The 15,540-nt window shown below is 40.7% G+C and carries 17 protein-coding genes and 1 pseudogene; 7 read left to right on the plus strand and 11 right to left on the minus strand.

Annotated features, from left to right (window positions below; translation table 11 throughout):
• Positions 1–8: 8 nt before the first annotated feature.
• The 5 genes from HMPREF1019_RS05505 to HMPREF1019_RS05525 form a co-directional block, all read right to left on the minus strand.
• On the minus strand, positions 9–716 hold the full coding sequence (locus HMPREF1019_RS05505; protein ID WP_009294716.1) for a DUF6882 domain-containing protein: 708 nt from the start codon (positions 714–716) through the stop codon (positions 9–11).
• Positions 717–731: 15 nt separating this feature from the next.
• Positions 732–4,343 carry a DNA polymerase III subunit alpha gene (gene dnaE, locus HMPREF1019_RS05510; RefSeq protein WP_009294717.1) on the minus strand — a complete coding sequence of 1,204 codons (3,612 nt, stop codon included), beginning with the start codon at positions 4,341–4,343 and terminating at the stop codon, positions 732–734.
• A 468-nt stretch (positions 4,344–4,811) separates the two neighbouring features.
• Positions 4,812–5,711, minus strand: coding sequence for a glutamate--tRNA ligase family protein (locus tag HMPREF1019_RS05515; protein ID WP_009294718.1), 900 nt, complete (start codon positions 5,709–5,711; stop codon positions 4,812–4,814).
• Complete coding sequence (locus HMPREF1019_RS05520; RefSeq protein WP_009294719.1) at positions 5,689–5,934, minus strand: RNA recognition motif domain-containing protein; 246 nt, start codon at positions 5,932–5,934, stop codon at positions 5,689–5,691. Before HMPREF1019_RS05520 ends, HMPREF1019_RS05515 begins: the two co-directional genes overlap by 23 nt.
• 223 nt (positions 5,935–6,157) lie before the next feature.
• Complete coding sequence (locus HMPREF1019_RS05525; RefSeq protein WP_009294720.1) at positions 6,158–6,709, minus strand: DJ-1 family glyoxalase III; 552 nt, start codon at positions 6,707–6,709, stop codon at positions 6,158–6,160.
• Between the two features lie 81 nt (positions 6,710–6,790).
• Here HMPREF1019_RS05525 and HMPREF1019_RS09835 point away from each other — a divergent pair, with 81 nt between their 5' ends.
• Positions 6,791–7,048 carry a SelT/SelW/SelH family (seleno)protein gene (locus HMPREF1019_RS09835; protein WP_257639680.1) on the plus strand — a complete coding sequence of 86 codons (258 nt, stop codon included), beginning with the start codon at positions 6,791–6,793 and terminating at the stop codon, positions 7,046–7,048.
• A 119-nt stretch (positions 7,049–7,167) separates the two neighbouring features.
• Here HMPREF1019_RS09835 and thiE read toward each other — a convergent pair whose 3' ends face one another.
• The 3 genes from thiE to HMPREF1019_RS05540 are packed head-to-tail and all read right to left on the minus strand — an operon-like array spanning position 7,168 to position 9,845.
• Entirely contained in the window at positions 7,168–7,779 is a 612-nt protein-coding gene (gene thiE / locus HMPREF1019_RS05530; RefSeq protein ID WP_009294721.1) for a thiamine phosphate synthase, read from the minus strand.
• Positions 7,772–8,524, minus strand: coding sequence for a hydroxymethylpyrimidine/phosphomethylpyrimidine kinase (gene thiD / locus HMPREF1019_RS05535; RefSeq protein ID WP_034901602.1), 753 nt, complete (start codon positions 8,522–8,524; stop codon positions 7,772–7,774). The genes thiE and thiD overlap by 8 nt, the downstream gene beginning before the upstream one ends.
• Positions 8,517–9,845 (minus strand): aminotransferase class V-fold PLP-dependent enzyme, encoded by a 1,329-nt coding sequence (locus HMPREF1019_RS05540; RefSeq protein WP_034901605.1) that lies wholly within the window; start codon positions 9,843–9,845, stop codon positions 8,517–8,519. Before HMPREF1019_RS05540 ends, thiD begins: the two co-directional genes overlap by 8 nt.
• Before the next feature lie 110 nt (positions 9,846–9,955).
• Between HMPREF1019_RS05540 and HMPREF1019_RS05545 the strand changes: the two genes are divergently transcribed.
• From HMPREF1019_RS05545 to HMPREF1019_RS05570, 6 genes and pseudogenes are all read left to right on the plus strand, one after another.
• Complete coding sequence (locus HMPREF1019_RS05545) at positions 9,956–10,789, plus strand: DUF234 domain-containing protein (protein ID WP_009294724.1); 834 nt, start codon at positions 9,956–9,958, stop codon at positions 10,787–10,789.
• Entirely contained in the window at positions 10,786–11,772 is a 987-nt protein-coding gene (locus HMPREF1019_RS05550; RefSeq protein ID WP_009294725.1) for a sensor histidine kinase, read from the plus strand. The genes HMPREF1019_RS05545 and HMPREF1019_RS05550 overlap by 4 nt, the downstream gene beginning before the upstream one ends.
• Entirely contained in the window at positions 11,772–12,428 is a 657-nt protein-coding gene (locus HMPREF1019_RS05555; RefSeq protein ID WP_009294726.1) for a cysteine hydrolase family protein, read from the plus strand. The genes HMPREF1019_RS05550 and HMPREF1019_RS05555 overlap by 1 nt, the downstream gene beginning before the upstream one ends.
• 219 nt (positions 12,429–12,647) lie before the next feature.
• Positions 12,648–13,075: pseudogene (exbB, locus tag HMPREF1019_RS05560) on the plus strand (TonB-system energizer ExbB).
• Positions 13,062–13,445 carry a TonB system transport protein ExbD gene (gene exbD, locus HMPREF1019_RS05565; RefSeq protein ID WP_009294729.1) on the plus strand — a complete coding sequence of 128 codons (384 nt, stop codon included), beginning with the start codon at positions 13,062–13,064 and terminating at the stop codon, positions 13,443–13,445. The pseudogene exbB and the gene exbD overlap by 14 nt, the downstream one beginning before the upstream one ends.
• 177 nt (positions 13,446–13,622) lie before the next feature.
• The gene (locus HMPREF1019_RS05570; RefSeq protein WP_232210183.1) at positions 13,623–14,156 is read left to right on the plus strand and encodes an energy transducer TonB; all 534 of its coding nucleotides are present in this window, start codon (positions 13,623–13,625) and stop codon (positions 14,154–14,156) included.
• Between the two features lie 34 nt (positions 14,157–14,190).
• Here the strand turns inward: HMPREF1019_RS05570 and HMPREF1019_RS05575 are convergent, their stop codons facing one another.
• The 3 genes from HMPREF1019_RS05575 to HMPREF1019_RS05585 are packed head-to-tail and all read right to left on the minus strand — an operon-like array spanning position 14,191 to position 15,540.
• Positions 14,191–14,865 carry a DUF4272 domain-containing protein gene (locus HMPREF1019_RS05575; protein ID WP_009294731.1) on the minus strand — a complete coding sequence of 225 codons (675 nt, stop codon included), beginning with the start codon at positions 14,863–14,865 and terminating at the stop codon, positions 14,191–14,193.
• Entirely contained in the window at positions 14,862–15,227 is a 366-nt protein-coding gene (locus HMPREF1019_RS05580) for a HepT-like ribonuclease domain-containing protein (protein ID WP_009294732.1), read from the minus strand. The genes HMPREF1019_RS05575 and HMPREF1019_RS05580 overlap by 4 nt, the downstream gene beginning before the upstream one ends.
• Positions 15,220–15,540, minus strand: coding sequence for a nucleotidyltransferase family protein (locus HMPREF1019_RS05585; RefSeq protein ID WP_034901430.1), 321 nt, complete (start codon positions 15,538–15,540; stop codon positions 15,220–15,222). The genes HMPREF1019_RS05580 and HMPREF1019_RS05585 overlap by 8 nt, the downstream gene beginning before the upstream one ends.

Raw genomic sequence — 15,540 nt, forward strand, 5'->3', positions numbered from 1 at the left:
ATATAAGCTTATAATTTCGCGGAGACGCTTGTTAGCCTATTTAGCTCATCAAATGTAAAACTTACTTTGTCTTGAAAATTAGCTACTATCTCATCTTTGCTTTCGCTAAATTTTATCTCGCAACCCAGCAAAAGCCCTTTTATAAAAAGCTTGTGATCAAGCTCATAGGCGCTTATAGACTCATTCACTACGCTAACTACTTCGCTTGCTAAAACTGGCTCTTTAAAGATAGTCTCCGCCCTAAATGCCACGTACGCAGCACCTCCGTCGTAATCAATCCTATAATAGCTTAGCTCGTCGCCAAGCGCCACGCAAGCAACCATGCTGAGCGTATGACCATTTACAGTTTCGTCCAGCTCAAACTGCGCTGTTTTAAACGCTTCAAGTCCAAATTTCTCGCCAAACTCACGCGCCCTATTTGCAAGGCTAAGCAAGCGCTCATCAAAGCCATTTACATTTTCATAGCCCCAAAGCCAAGTGTTTGACAAAAAGCTCTCAGAGCCGATAAACTGCATATCAAACTCCTGTTTGTCAAAGCAAATTTTGCCACTTTCAAAGTCAGCCTGCCACTTGCTAGCCTCAACCACTTGCTTAAATAACCTCTTTTGAAGCAGCATCGCTCTGCCAAAACAAGCGCTAAAAAGCTCACTCCAGTTACTTTTATCTATGCCAAGCTCATCTAAAAAATGGCTCTTTTTTCTAAAAATATCAAACATTTCTCGTCCTTAAATTTACGCCGAAGCAGCGAGCTTTTCTATCTCTTCGCCCACATCGTCGCTTATGATAAAGTCAGTCTTATAGATGAAAATTTCGCCAGTTGCTTCATTTTTTATCTTCAAAATTAGCCGTTTTTGATTATTTGGAGCATTTTTGCTAAAAACTAGCGAGTAAATTCGCTCCAGCTTTTGCCTGCTAAGCTCGCTAAGACTTAAAAGTACCTCTAGCTCGGCATACTCTCTTACTTTTTGAGGAGCGCTCACCTCTTCGTTTTTGCTAAATTTAGAGTTTTGCTTTAGCTTTCTTGTCTTAAAGTCTAAATTTTGCGCATCTTCTAGGCTATAAACCTCATTTAAATTTGTCCTAACAAACTGATCGTCGCGCGAGATGTTTATCCTAAAAGCATAAGGCAGATCGCGCTTTGCCTCGTCTTTTACGATATCTTCGATGTTGCCAAGCTCCCTTTCAAAGACGGCGATCTCGATGTTGCCGTGAAAGTCAAGCACATTTATAGTACCCATTTTTTTGCCACTTTTTGTGATCCTTGTGCTAAAGTCCTCGATCTTGCCAACTACCAAAATTTCAGCACTTTGTGGCAAGGTCTCAAACTCCGAGCTTAGCGTGTATTTGATCTTATTTATTTCATCTTTATAGTCATCAAGCGGGTGGCCTGAGAGGTAGATGCAAACGCTCTCTTGCTCAAATTTCAAGATCTGTTTAATGTCAAATTCATCATCTATAGTGACAAAATTTATCTTCACATCATTCATGCTATCATCTTCGCCAAAGAGGCTCTCAGCCGCATTTTTACGTATCTGGGCTGCATTTTTACAAGCTTCTACGATATTTTCTACATTTTGTAAAAGCATCTTACGGCTAAAGCCAAACTCATCAAAGCAGCCAGCTTTTATAAGGCTTTCAAAGACCTTTTTATTGACCTTAAATGGATCGATCCTCGAGACAAAGTCATCCATGCTCTTAAACTCGCCCTTTGCGTCACGCTCAGCGATGATGTTCTCAATTGCTGCTCCGCCAACGCCCTTAATAGCTCCAAGACCAAAAATAATGCCATCGTGACCCTCATTTTTAACGACGCTAAATTCTTTGGTTGATTTGTTGATAGATGGTGGCAAAGTATCGATGTTTATGCGCTTTATCTCATCGATGTAGCGAACGATCTTATCGACGTTGCTCTCCTCGCTTGTTAGAAGTGCCGCCATAAATTCAGCCGGATAGTAAGCCTTCAGATAAGCCGTCTGAAATGTGACATAAGCGTAGGCTGCGGAGTGAGACTTGTTAAAGCCATATCCTGCAAATTTAACGATCAGCTCGAAAAGATCGTCCGCTTTTTGACCATTTAGTCCCTTTGCCTCAGCGCCTTTTACAAACTCGCCCTTTAGCCTATCCATCTCTTCTTTGATCTTTTTACCCATCGCACGACGCACAAGATCCGCACCGCCTAAGCTAAAGCCGCCTATGGCCTGTACGATCTGCATGACTTGCTCTTGATAGACGATGACGCCGTATGTTGGCGCAAGGATCGGCTTAAGCTCCTTAAATGCGTATGTTATCTCCGCCTCGCCATGTTTTCTTTTGACGAAGTCATCAAGCATACCACTCTCCATCGGCCCTGGGCGGTAGAGTGCTAGCATCGCGACGATATCCTCAAAGCAGTCTGGGCGCAGACTGGTTCCTAGCTTTCTCATGCCCTCGCCCTCTATCTGAAAGATGCCGATGGCTTGGCCACTTTGTATCATCTTATAAACGCCAGAGTCGTTTTTATCGACCTGCTCCCAGATGATGTCCCTGCCAGTGCGCTGTTTAACGAGCTTGATCGCATTATCTATAACCGTTAGCGTCTTAAGGCCAAGAAAGTCAAATTTTATCAAATCAACGTCTTCAAGGTATTTTAGACTATACTGCGTCACAAAGCGATCTTCTGGGCTGTTTGGCTGGCGAAATAGCGGGGTTTTGTTCCAAAGCTCTTCGTTTGAGATGACTACGCCTGCTGCGTGCTGGCCGGCGTTTCTGTTTAGCCCCTCAAGATCAAGGGCAAATTTCCAAATTTTAGCCGCCTTTGGATTTTGACTTATTAGCTCAGCTATCTTTGGCTCTTTCTCGTAGGCGTCTTTTAGCGTGATGTTAAGCTCATCAGGGATAAGCTTTGCCATCGCATCAGCCTCAGCATAAGGCATGTCGCAGACTCTAGCGACATCTCTAATGACACCTTTTGCGAGCAATTTACCAAATGTAATAACGCCAGCAACGTTAAATTTGCCGTATTTTTGCGTGACGTAGTCGATGATCTCGCCACGTCTGCTTTGACAAAAATCCACGTCGATATCTGGCATGCTAACGCGCTCTGGGTTTAGAAATCTCTCAAAAAGCAGGTTGTATGGGATAGGATCAAGGTCGGTGATCTTTAGCGAGTAAGCGACCAAGCTACCAGCCGCAGAGCCACGTCCTGGACCAACTGGCACGCCTCTGCGCTTGGCCTCGTTGATGAAGTCCCAAACGATCATCATATATCCTGGGAAATTCATCTTATTGATGATGCCGATCTCTATCTCAAGGCGCTTTCTATACTCTTCGTGTAAATTTTCAGGGACAAATTTCAGCCTCTCTTCAAGGCCCTTTCTACACTCATGCTCGAAAAATACAGCGTCATTTTTGAAGCTATATCTGTTTTCTGGCTCTGGGAGGGTCAAATTTCTCTCCTTGGCGCACTCAAGAGTAAATTTAAAATTTGGTGGAGTTGGGTTGCCAAGCTTGATCTCAAGGTTGCACTTATCCACGATCTCTTGGGTATTTTCTATCACTTCAGGGATATCTAAAAATAGCTCATTCATCTGCTCTTTGCTTTTGACAAAAAACTCATGGACGCTGTGGCGAAGGCGGTTTGGATCATCTAGTGTTTTGTTCATCGCGATGCACATGAAAACCTCGTGCGCAGCGGCTCTTTCTTTAAAAGTGTAGTGGGTATCGTTTGTGGCGATGACCTTGATGCCAGTCTCTTTTGCGATATGCAAGATGTCATCGTCTATGCGCCTTTGATCGCCGATGCCGTGGCGCATGATCTCAAGGTAAAAGTCATCGCCAAAAATTTCTTTATACTCAAGCGCGACCTCTTTTGCCCTCTCGTAGCCTTTAGCGCCAAATTTAACGTTACGCTCGCTTAAATTTAGATGCCAGCTCACCTCGCCCTGCAAGCAAGCAGAGCTGCAAACTAGGCCCTCGCTGTGCTCTTTTAAGATTTTTTTATTGATACGAGGATAGTAGTAAAAGCCCTCGATATAGCTCATGGAGCTAAGATACATCAGATTTTTATAGCCAGTCTCGTTTTTGGCGATTAATATGAGGTGAAAGCGCTGTTTGGTGCTCTTGTCATCGAGCTGTTCGCCGTTATGCACGTAAGCTTCGATGCCAATTAGCGGTTTTATCCCATTTTTTTTCATCTTTTTGTAAAAATCAATCGCGCCAAACATGTTGCCGTGATCCGTGATCGCTGCTGCTGTGTCGCCTCTGTCATGGAGCGTATGAGCTAGCTCTTCTATCTTGTTTGCTCCGTCTAGTAGGGAGTATTCGGTGTGTAAATGTAGGTGTGTAAAGCCAGAATTTTCACTCATTTTTTATCCTTTTTAATGAGCGGATTTTACAAAATTTTGGCTAATAAGGCGCTTGATGAAAGCTTAATGATAGCTTTAAAATTTAGAGATTTTTTCAGTCTGTGGCAAGAACAAAGCGCTTGGTTAAGTTGTCACGCTGCGTTCGTTTTATAACAAAGAGGCTCGAGCAAATTTTAAAATTTCATGAACGAGCAATTTCGGCTCTAAAATTTTAGCTAAGCACTAAACGAAGCCAAATTTTAGTAGTCAATTCTTAGTGGTGAATGAAAGTTTTAAAATTTGAAAAAAATATAAAAATTCATTTGCGATACTTTTACTCAAAAGGGAGACAAGGGGACTTAAATTACGAAGCCGTCCCCTTATCCCCCTTTTTAAATCCTCCAAACCCCTCGCACGTTCAAGGTGCATGCGATAGCGCTTCGCACTGCATGCTATTTGTGCCAAAAAATTCAAGCTAATTTTAAATTTCTAGAAAATTTTAGAGTTCACCAACTTCTCGGCCATATTTTTAATCCTAAATTCATAAAGCATGTTTGAAATTTTATCTGCTGAGTTTAAATTTAGTCCAAGATCAATTGCTAACATTTTGTAATAAATTTTAGGATTTTGGCTTAGATCTATTGGTGGCGACTTGGAGCTTTTAGAAAGCTTTTTGCCTCCGTCTAAAAGTAGCTTGTGGTGGATAAATTTAGCATTTAAAAAGCTAAAATTTAGCCTTTTTGCAAGGTATCTTTGAGCTAGCGTGCAAGGCAGCAGGTCCTCGCCTCTAACGACTAAATTTACCCCCATATCCTCATCATCTATGACGCTTGCAAAGTTATAAGCTGGGGTAAAATCCTTTTTATAAATGACAAAATCGCCCATCTGCGCTGCCACTTGCCTGCCAAGCTCATCATTTTCATCCACGATTAGTCTGATAGCGGTTTTATCTTTTATAAATTTTAGCTTTTTGTCTTTGCAAATTTTAGTGTAAATGCCGTTTTCATAGGCATCTTTGGTAGCTCTTGTGCATTCACAAATGTAAATTTCATCTAGCTTTTCAAGTGCGTTTTCATATCTTTTAGCTCTTGTTTTAAAGCTAAAATTTTGCTCAAAGTCGCTAACGTTTTTAGCACCTTTGTCGTAGCAAAGCCCCAGAAATTCTAATACGTCAAAGATATTTTGAACAAATTCGCGCCGGTATCTGCCAAGGTCGTAATCATCAATCCTTAAGTGTAAAACGCCACCCAGTGAGCGCGTCAGAAGATAAGTCAAGATGAAGTTGTAGGCGTTGCCAGCGTGCAGGTAGCCGCTTGGCGTCGGAGCTATGCGAGAGACTATACCACCAGATGGTGGCAAATAGTCATTAATCCCTTGGTCTAGCCTCATTTACTCTTAAAGTGCGTCCGCCAAGTTCTTTTTCATTTAGTGCGTCGATCGCCTTTTGGCCCTCGTTCGCGTCGTCCATCTCAACAAAGCCAAAGCCCTTTGAGCGGTCTGTTTCTCTATCTTTTACGATCTTTGCGCGCCTTACTTCACCAAATTGTGCAAAAGCTTCCTTCAACTCTGCCTCTGTCGTTCTATACGACAAATTTCCTACATAAATGTTCACAGGAGTGTTCCTTAAAAAAATTATCGATCTGATCGATTAGAGAAATAATAGCTTATTTCCGTCAAAAAGATGTAAAAATCAAAAAAATATTACAATTTTTTAAAAAATATCCTTAAATGCAACAAATCGCAACAGCAAGGCATTATAATATCTATCACTAAACAAAATTTATCCTTATGTTTAAGTGGAATAATTAAATAAAAAATTACAATTTTTTTATAAACTACTTATAAAGTAAATCATTTTTTACTTTAAGATAAGCCTCTTCGCCAAGCAAATTTTCCACTATAAAAAGCGCAAATTCCATAGAAAAAGCTGGTCCCTTGCCAGTGATGATGTTTTGATCTTTTAGCACGTTTTTATCGCTCACGTAGCCTCTTTTGTCGCTTCTTACATTTTCTTCAAAGCCAGGGTAGCAGACAAAATGCTCTTTAAGCACACGAGCTCGCTCAAGCACCATAGGAGCGGCACAAATGGCACAAATTAGCTTATCTTTTTTGTCAAATTCTTGCAAAATTTCTATTAGTTTGGCGTCATTTGCGAGATTTTCTGCGCCAGGCAGACCTCCTGGAAGCACGATCGCATCATAGCCTAGCTCCTCCACCTCGCGAAGTGTGACATCAGCTTTTACATTTATGTTGTGAGCACCTCTGATCTGCGCGTCCTTTAAGCTAGCGATAGATGCTATCGCACCTGCTCTACGCAAAACATCGACGGAGGTTAGCGCCTCGATCTCCTCAAAACCATCAGCTAGGATTACGGCTACCTTTTTCATAAAATCGTCCTTTCTCGTGTTATCTGTTCGTTAGGATAAATTTTATATAATCAAAGCTTATTTCACAAGAAAGGACAGAGCATGCAAGTAAAAATTATTTACTGCAACTCTTGAAACTATCGTCCGGTAGCTTCTCGTGTAGAAGATGAAATAAAAGCGAACTTTAGTGATGCAAGAGTCGAGTTGGTTGTAGGAGATGGTGGAAATTTCATCGTCGAGGTTGATGGAAACGTTATCTTTTCTAAAAAGGATCGCATCGGAAACGATGAGTCAAGGTTCCCACACGGCGAAGAGATCACAACTCTCATAAACAAATATCTCAAAGAAAAGTCGGCTTAATGCTAACTAGCGGGGCAGGCAACTGCCTCGTTTTCCCTCAAATTTACTCTTTAAAATTTATCTCGTCTTTTAAAACTCAAAATCTAAAAAATGTTTCTAAATAAATATTTCTTATAAATTTAAAAATTTTTGATTATCTTTTGTAAATTTTTGATATTTTCTTTGATGTTGCCATTTTTATATATTGCTGAGATGACGGCGATGAGATCAGGTTTGGCATGAGAGAGCGAGCCGATATTTGCCTCATTTATGCCACCTATCGCGCAAATAGGTAGGTTTAAAATTTGCTTTGCCTCTTTAACTACTTCAAGCCCACATTTTGGGGCATTTGGCTTTGTGGGGCTTGTAAAAATAGAGCCAAAAGCAACGTAGCTGGCCCAGTTTTTAGCGGCATTTATGGCTAAATTTATATCGTTATAGCAGCTAACGCCCACGTATGCGTCCTTGCCTAAAATCTCAAACGCCTCTTTTATATTTTCATCGTCTTTGCCTAGATGAACGGCCTTAGTGCCTATCTTTTTAGCAAATTTGACATCGTCATTTACGATAAATTTCGCGCCAAATTTCTCGCATAAATTTAAAATTTCACTCGCAAGCTTCTCATTTTTGACCGCTTTTTTTGACCTAAACTGAAAAAATTTAACCCCGCACTCCAAAATTTCTCTAGTGTAGTCCAAAGCCAAATTTTCAGGCATTAAAATATCATCGCTAATAGCGTAAATTTCAGCCATTAGGCCCTGCTTTATGGTCTATAAGTCTTGCGCCAAATTTACTTTTATGAGCATTTTTTATCCCATTTGCCACAAATTTTTTAGCCATTTTTATGGCGCTTACTAGATCACTTTGCTGCGCTAAAATGGCCGCTAGCGAGCTTGAGAAGCTACAACCAGCCCCGTGCATCACCTTTGGCTCAAAAAGCTCCCCGCTAAATTTCATCACGCCACCATTTTTTAGATAGAGCGTATCCTCGCAAATTTCATCAACCTTCGTTCGCTTTAGCACCATATCGCAAGGCAAATTTGTAAAATTAATACCCAAAATCCTAGCCTCATCTACATTTGGTGTGGCGACACTTGCGAGATTTAAAAGCTCTTTTAGTGCTTCGATCGCCCCATCTTCTAGCAGTTTTGACCCTGACTTTGCCACACAAACTGGATCTATCACGACTGGCACATTTTTAGCTCTTAACTCCTTTAAAAACGCGCTTACAACGGCTATTATCTCCTCGTTAAAGAGCATACCAACCTTCACAGCGTCTATATCAAGCTCAGCTAGCACCATCTCAAACTGAGCTTTCACCATACTTGCTGGCATCGCAAGCACGCTGCTAACGCCATTTGTATTTTGCGCGGTCACAGCTGTGATGACGCTTGCGCTAAAGCAACCAAATGCCTCGCAACTTTTTATATCCGCCTGCACTCCTGCACCGCCGATGCTGTCGCTTCCAGCAACTATCAAAACATTTTTTTTACTCACCCACACACCCACTTATCTCTTTTACGTCAAAAGGGTCTTTGACCTGCCATGAAAGTGCGTATTTCTCGATACTTTTCTTGATCGCACTCACCAAATAATCAATATCCTCAAAGGTATGCGTATAGTGCAGGCTAACCCTCACCCAGCCTGGCTTGTGGGTGAAATTTGGGTCCTCTTTTAGCCCCAAAAGGTCGTGTCCGTATGAGCCTGCGCATGAGCAGCCAGCACGCGTTTGTATGCCATACTCTTTGCTTAAAATTTTTGAAAGCTCGTATGGAGCTACGTTTTTTACATTAAATGAAAATATCGCAAGGCGCTTTAAATTTGCCGGGCAGTAGCTAACTAGCTCTGGGATCTCCCTTAGCCTTTGGCAAAAGTATTCGCTAAGCTCGCTCTCGTTTTCGTAGATAGTCGCAAGCCCTATCTCTTCTCTTAGTTTATAAGCTAAATTTGCCCTTATAAGCCCCAAAATAGGCGGTGTACCAGCCTCTTCAAGTGCCTCTTGATCCTTTAAAAATATATGGTAGTTTTTGCTCACATAGCTTACCGTGCCACCACCTGCAAAGCTTGGTACATCGTCATTTGCTAGCACTTTTTTGATTGCCAGTAGCCCACAGCTACCAACTCCGCCAAGAAGCTTATGCGGCGAGATAAAGAGCGCGTCAAAGTAGTCGCAGTCTAAATTTGCATAGGCGCTAAGGCTCGCCACGTCAAATGCCACGATGCCACCAAATTTCTTAACAAGCGTGTAAATTTGCTTGTAGTCGCTTATGACGCCTGTGACGTTTGAGGCTGCGCTAAAGCTAGCGATGATCTCGCGCCCTGCGTTTATCTTTAAAATTTGCTCCAAGTGAGATAGGTCGATGCTGCCGTCTTTTGCAAGCCTTATGCGCTCGACCTCACAAAGCGCCTCTTTAAAGCTGATCTCATTTGAGTGGTGCTCATAAGGGCCAAGTATGACTAGGGGCGAGTCGTTGTTTGGCTTTAGATCAAACCTTCTTTTAGCAGCTGGAGGCACGTAAAGCCCCAAAAGCTCTTGAAATTTCTTGATCGCACCAGTGGCGCCGTATCCTGTGGCTATGAGATAAAAGCTATCATCAAGCCCTAAAAATCGCTTTAACTCGCTTCTGGCGCTATCATACAAAAGCTGCGTTTTATAGGCATTTGAGGATGTTAGCGAGTGGGTGTTGGCGTAGGTTTTTAAGATATCAGCGACCTCGTCCTCGATAGGCTTATACGCAAGCCCAGAGGCGGTGTAGTCGAAGTAATGTATCCCTTTTTTTAAAATAATATCTCTTCTAATGTGCTCTAAATTTACCAACTTTAGCCTTTTAGTTTTTGCGTGATTATAATTAAAATTTTCTAAAAATATGCTACAATCCGCCACACAAAGGATACGAAATTTTAGCCATAAAATCGACATTTGAGCGGATGAAGCACCTTGGTATTGCTGAAGTTATAAAATTTCATCTTGTTTTTGATGACTTTTTATTAAAGGGCTCATACTACGATGTTTTTGAGGCGATCAGGGCTGAAATTTTAGATGATTATAAAAATTTAATGGCTAGGTTTTACTTTGACGAGGATAGCGACGAGGCCATTAAAATGGCTCTCATTAAGCTTGCTAGAAGCGACAGAAAGAAATTTAGCGTAAATAAAATTTTGCCCCAAAGCATGACAAATAGGGTCTATGCGAAGCTTTTTAGTAAGGATTTTTTAGTACTTGAAAAGAGCCAAGAAAAGCCACGAGTAAAAAACAAACGTCAAATTTTAAAAAAGAGTGAGCGAGCTTATAAGATAGAGGATAAAATTCATTTTAATAGCCATTTTTCAAGGTTTTGGTTTAGATTTATCGAGCCAAATTTAAGCCTTTTAAAAGAGGGCAGGAGTGAAGAAATTTTAGAGCTTATAAGAAGAGAATTTGATGAATACGCGAGCCTTGGCTTTGAGCTTTTAAGCGGCGAGCTAATGGCTAAAAAGCTTGAGCTTGATGGCATTTTGTTAAGTTCATTTTGGAGCAAAAATATAGAGCTAGACATGCTTTTTAGCATAAATGGCAAGATAATAGTCGGCGAAGCAAAATATAAAGAGCGAAAAATTTGCAAAAATGTCTTAAATTTAGTCCTTCACAAGTGCGAAAGACTAGGCATAAAGCCTGATATCGTGGCGCTTTTTTCAAAAAGTGGCTTTAGCAACGAGCTTTTGGGCTTAAAAGATGAGCGGCTTAGGCTTTATGAGATAAAAGATTATGAGGAGTTGCTGTGAGTGATATCGATATACAAAATGGCCTAAAAAGCCTGATAGAGCAGACCTATCTGATAGAGCGTGAGTATAAAAATTTGACCGCTTCTTATATGGGCCTGCAAGGTTTTATAAAAGATATCGTGGAAATTTTGCCAAATGCCATTTGGGTGCTTGATCAAAATGATGAAATTTTCTTGCAAAACTCAGAGGCACAAAAGCTTGGCAAAGCGCTAAATTTTATCCCTAAAGATGAGGGTGAGCTAAATTTTGGCTCACAAATTTATCTAGTAAAAAAGGTGGTCAAAGATGATAAAAAGATCATCTCTGCTACCGACATAACGCAAGAAAAACGCACCGAGCGCCTAGCCTCGATGGGTCAAGTAGCAGCGCACCTAGCTCACGAGATAAGAAACCCCATAGGCTCTATCTCGCTTCTAAACTCCACACTTTTAAAAAGGGCTGAGCCAAAAATTTTGCCTATCGTTGAGCAGATACAAAAGGGGATCTGGCGGGTTGAGCGCATCATCAAAGCCACACTTCTTTTTACAAAAGGGCTTAGCATCACGCCAAAGGAATTTAACTTTTTAGATATCAAAAGCGAGTGCGAAGAGGCACTTAAATTTTATGAATATTCAAAAGATATAACTTTTGAGCTAAATTTCCCTGACACCTTTTATTGTGGCGACTTTGACCTCATCGCGATGGTCTTTCAAAACATTTTATTTAACGCGATCGATGCTATCGAAGAGGACGAAAACGACGAAGGCGTGGTGAGACTAAGCTACGAAAAGACGCCAAATGAACATAAATTTATAGTCTATGACAGCGGAGTTTCTATAAAAAATGAAAATATCGTCTTTGAGCCGTTTAAGACGAGCAAACTAAAGGGCAATGGCCTGGGACTGCACCTTTGCTTGCAGATCATCGAGGCGCACAAGGGCAGTATAGAGATAACCCTTGAGCCAAAGACATTTTGTATAAATTTACCTATAAAGGAGAAGTGATGAGTGAAATTTTAGATGAGTTAAATGCGTGGCAAAATGGCCTAAAAGCACTTAAATTTAGCGAAATTTTTAAAAATGGCAGCGAAAAAGTAGCATTTATAAGCGTTGATATGATAAATGGCTTTTGTTGTGAAGGCGCGCTGGCTAGTAAGCGTGTGGGTGAGCTAGCAAGCCATATAGCAGATACTTTTAGGCTGGCAAGAGAGAAATTTGACCTTAAAAACTACATCCTCATCCAAGATGCTCACGAGCCAAATTCAGCTGAGTTTGCGAGCTTTCCAGCTCATGCTTTAAAAGGGCAAGATGAGGCGGAGGCAGTTGATGAGCTACGAAATTTAGACTTTTTTGATGAGATGAAGACTTTTTATAAAAACTCACTTAGCATCGCTTACTCGCAGGAGTTTAATAAATTTATAAGTAAATTTGATAGCTTTGTCATCATGGGCGACTGCACCGATATGTGCATCTATCAGCTTGTCTCTCACCTAAGACTTAGTGCAAATGAGCAAAATTTAAAAAGAGAGATCATCGTGCCAGCAAATTTGGTGCAAACCTACGACGCACCAGGGCATAGTGGGGATTTTTATCAAAATGTATTTTTACACCACATGCAAATGGCACTAAATGCACGTGTGGTAAAAGAGCTAGAAATTTAGCCATATATTTACATTAAAAACAATTATCAAGTTATAAAATTTAGCGCTTATCTATTGTATTAATATAATTAATAACGCAGATTTGCGCTAATCTTTAGATCTGTTCTCTTTAAACTTCTTTTCTTATAAAATATTTTTAGGTTACATTTTTACAATATATTTGATATTAACTATCAATATAGTTATAATCACGCTCAAATTTTAAAAATAAGAGGCATTATGGAACTTTTAAAACACAACATTGACTATATTATCATCGGTATTTTGGGCGTTATGAGCTTTTTTGTGCTTTGGTATACGATCGAGCGTATCATTTTTTACTCACGCGTCGATATAAATGGCTACAAAAACATCGAAGAGCTTGATGAGGCACTGACAAAAATTTAACCGCACTTTACATCATCTACTCAAATGCCACATACATCGGACTTCTTGGCACAGTTGCTGGTATCATGATCACATTTTATGACATGGGTATGGCAGGTGGCATCGATACAAAAAGTATCATGATCGGTCTATCTTTGGCGCTTAAAGCAACCGCATTTGGACTACTTGTGGCGATACCTACGCTCATGATCTACAATGGCTTTGTTAGAAAAGTCGATGTCATGATAAACAGATACAAGGCCGAAAATGCGTCTAAGTAAAAAAGATGGGCTAAATATCGTCCCATTTATCGATATCATGCTCGTTTTGCTAGCTATCGTGCTAAGCATCTCGACCTTTATCGCCCAGGGCAAGATCGCAGTCGATCTACCAAGTGCCAAAAGCGCACAGCAGGATAAAGAGGATGAGAAAAAAGTGAGCGTCGTTATCGATAAAGATAATAAATTTTTCATAGATGATGCAGAAATTTCAGAAGATGAACTAAAAGATAAGCTAAATGCTGTGGATATAAAAACCTTAATCGAGCTAAAAAGCGATAAAAACGCTAAATTTGACAGCTTTGTCAAAGTAATTGATATCTTAAAAGAAAAAGGTCACGAAAACTTTGCAATCCAAACAATCTCTGAGTAAAATTTCAAACTATAGTGACCTAGCGGTTTCAGCAATAGTGCATGTAGCGGCGGCTTATTTCTTGCTTTCACATAATTTTAGTGAGATAAAGATAGGCGAGCAAAACCTATAAAAATAGCTCTAAATTCTTTTACTCCGGTGCCGCAAACTTCGGCTCCGCAGATAAGCGAACAAGTGATGATACCAGAGCCAACACCCCCAGCTCCTCCGCCGCCACCAGAGCCTCCAAAACCTGAGCCTAAACCTGAGCCAAAGGTGGAACCAAAGCCTGAGCCTAAACCTGAGCCAAAGGTGGAACCAAAGCCTGCTATCACTGCGCCATCTCCTACCGCGACGCCAGCACCTGTTGTAAATACAAATTTACCAGCAAACAACAAGTCTATCGCCGCAGCTCCAGCTCAAAAAGTAGCCCAAGAGCTAAATTTAGCAAATGCGCAAAGCGACGAGGACTTTAGCAAGGTCATAGCAGCTGTGAAAAAGCATAAAAGCTACCCAAACAACGCTAGAAGGATGAAGCATCAAGGCGTTGTTGAAGTTAGATTTTTGCTTAAAACAGACGGCAGTATAGATGAGCTAAAGGTTACTAAGAGTTCAGGCTTTGAGTCGCTTGATAATGGTGCTTTAGAAAATGTCAAAAAAGCAAGCTCTGAGTTTCCAAAGCCAAAAGAAGCTCGCTATCTTCGCTTTCCGATAGCATTTACATTAAAATAAATTTTAAGCTCATTTGAGCTTAAAATTTCTTACATCAAGTGTTTAAATCAGAATAGTCCCAGCAGTTAAACTCAGCGCTCAAATCGTCATTTTCTTGCCCTTTGCAGCATAGCCACTCAAGCCCTGCTCGCCTCTCCATAACGACCTCTTCGTCAAGTCCAGCCGCCTTTGTGCCATTTACTCTTGCATTTACGCACGCCCAGTGGTAGCGATAAACTAGATCGAGCTTGCTTAAAATTTCATCCATACTGCGAAGCTTTGAGCGGCCTTTTAGCCCGCCCTCTCTAAAGACATTCATCACAAACTCACAGTCGCAAATTTTATCCATCTGACCGATATCTTCAGCTATACCAAGCGCCCAAAGCAAGATCCAAAGCGACTCATATTTCCAGCCCATATTCACAGCCGTGTCCATATCGGCCCTGTCCTCAACGACCTCTTTTTCTTTTACGCTTAGTCCGTCGTAAGCTTCACCTAAAAAGCTCTTTGCCCACGCCATATTTTCTTTGCCCAAAGAGCCCTCATCACGGATAGTGCAAGCACACATGATCGCTGTAAATGAGCAAACTGCGCGCTTTATTATCTCGTCAATATCTCTTGGCATAACCTCGCTATTTTCATAGCGAAGTGGCAAGCTCTCAAGCACCGCCACACCCTCTTTTTTTAAAATTTTTATGTTCTCATCTTTTCTTTGTTGTGCTGTTTTCAAGACAAGCCTCCTTCTGTTTTTATCGTTTTGTCTATTTTCTCTTTCAAAATAGGCAAATAATCCCTAATCGCTATCTCTATAAGCTCCAAATTTAGCCTTTCATATTCATGTGACGCGATATTTCTTGTGGTGCTGATCGCCCTTATCTCTTCTTTGGTAAAAATAGCCAAAGCCTCAAGGTCATTGCTCTCTTGTATGCCTTTTAAAAGCGCATCGATATTAACAAACTGCATCATTATGGCTGGTTGCAAAACATCCTCGTCATGAAGTGCCTCGTATATGCCACCGCTACATTTATTTAAGATAGAGCCTATTTTTTGAGATATTTTTTTAAGACGCTCTACACTTGCTTTTTCAAACATAAATGGCTCCTTTTACTAGCTCTTCTTTAATTTGCGCCGACATAGACGTGGTGTCACATATATCAACCAAAACGCCAAATTTATCAGACACGCTTTTTCTAAAATCATCTAAAAATGTAACTACCAAAAAAGGGTTACCAAGGCTTTTTACCATCTTTTTAGCATCTGTTTCTATCACTATATCTATATCAGAAAATGCATCCTCTTTTCCCTTTGCATAGCTTCCAAAAAGGCCTAGCTTGGTAACTCCAAGCAAAAACAACCTCTCTTTTTGCGATGATAAAAAATTTAAAATTTCACTTTTTGTTGTCAT

This window comes from Campylobacter sp. 10_1_50 (genome assembly GCF_000238755.1).
GTDB lineage: Bacteria > Campylobacterota > Campylobacteria > Campylobacterales > Campylobacteraceae > Campylobacter_A > Campylobacter_A concisus_R.

Bases quoted from the DNA above. Each gene is read 5' to 3' on its own strand.
- HMPREF1019_RS05505 (WP_009294716.1), bottom strand. From the start codon at position 716: ATGTTTGATATTTTTAGAAAAAAGAGCCATTTTTTAGATGAGCTTGGC.
- dnaE (WP_009294717.1), bottom strand. From the start codon at position 4,343: ATGAGTGAAAATTCTGGCTTTACACACCTACATTTACACACCGAATAC.
- HMPREF1019_RS05515 (WP_009294718.1), bottom strand. From the start codon at position 5,711: ATGAGGCTAGACCAAGGGATTAATGACTATTTGCCACCATCTGGTGGT.
- HMPREF1019_RS05525 (WP_009294720.1), bottom strand. From the start codon at position 6,709: ATGAAAAAGGTAGCCGTAATCCTAGCTGATGGTTTTGAGGAGATCGAG.
- thiE (WP_009294721.1), bottom strand. From the start codon at position 7,779: ATGGCTGAAATTTACGCTATTAGCGATGATATTTTAATGCCTGAAAAT.
- HMPREF1019_RS05545 (WP_009294724.1), top strand. From the start codon at position 9,956: ATGAAGCACCTTGGTATTGCTGAAGTTATAAAATTTCATCTTGTTTTT.
- HMPREF1019_RS05555 (WP_009294726.1), top strand. From the start codon at position 11,772: ATGAGTGAAATTTTAGATGAGTTAAATGCGTGGCAAAATGGCCTAAAA.
- exbD (WP_009294729.1), top strand. From the start codon at position 13,062: ATGCGTCTAAGTAAAAAAGATGGGCTAAATATCGTCCCATTTATCGAT.
- HMPREF1019_RS05570 (WP_232210183.1), top strand. From the start codon at position 13,623: ATGATACCAGAGCCAACACCCCCAGCTCCTCCGCCGCCACCAGAGCCT.
- HMPREF1019_RS05580 (WP_009294732.1), bottom strand. From the start codon at position 15,227: ATGTTTGAAAAAGCAAGTGTAGAGCGTCTTAAAAAAATATCTCAAAAA.
- HMPREF1019_RS05585 (WP_034901430.1), bottom strand. From the start codon at position 15,540: ATGACAACAAAAAGTGAAATTTTAAATTTTTTATCATCGCAAAAAGAG.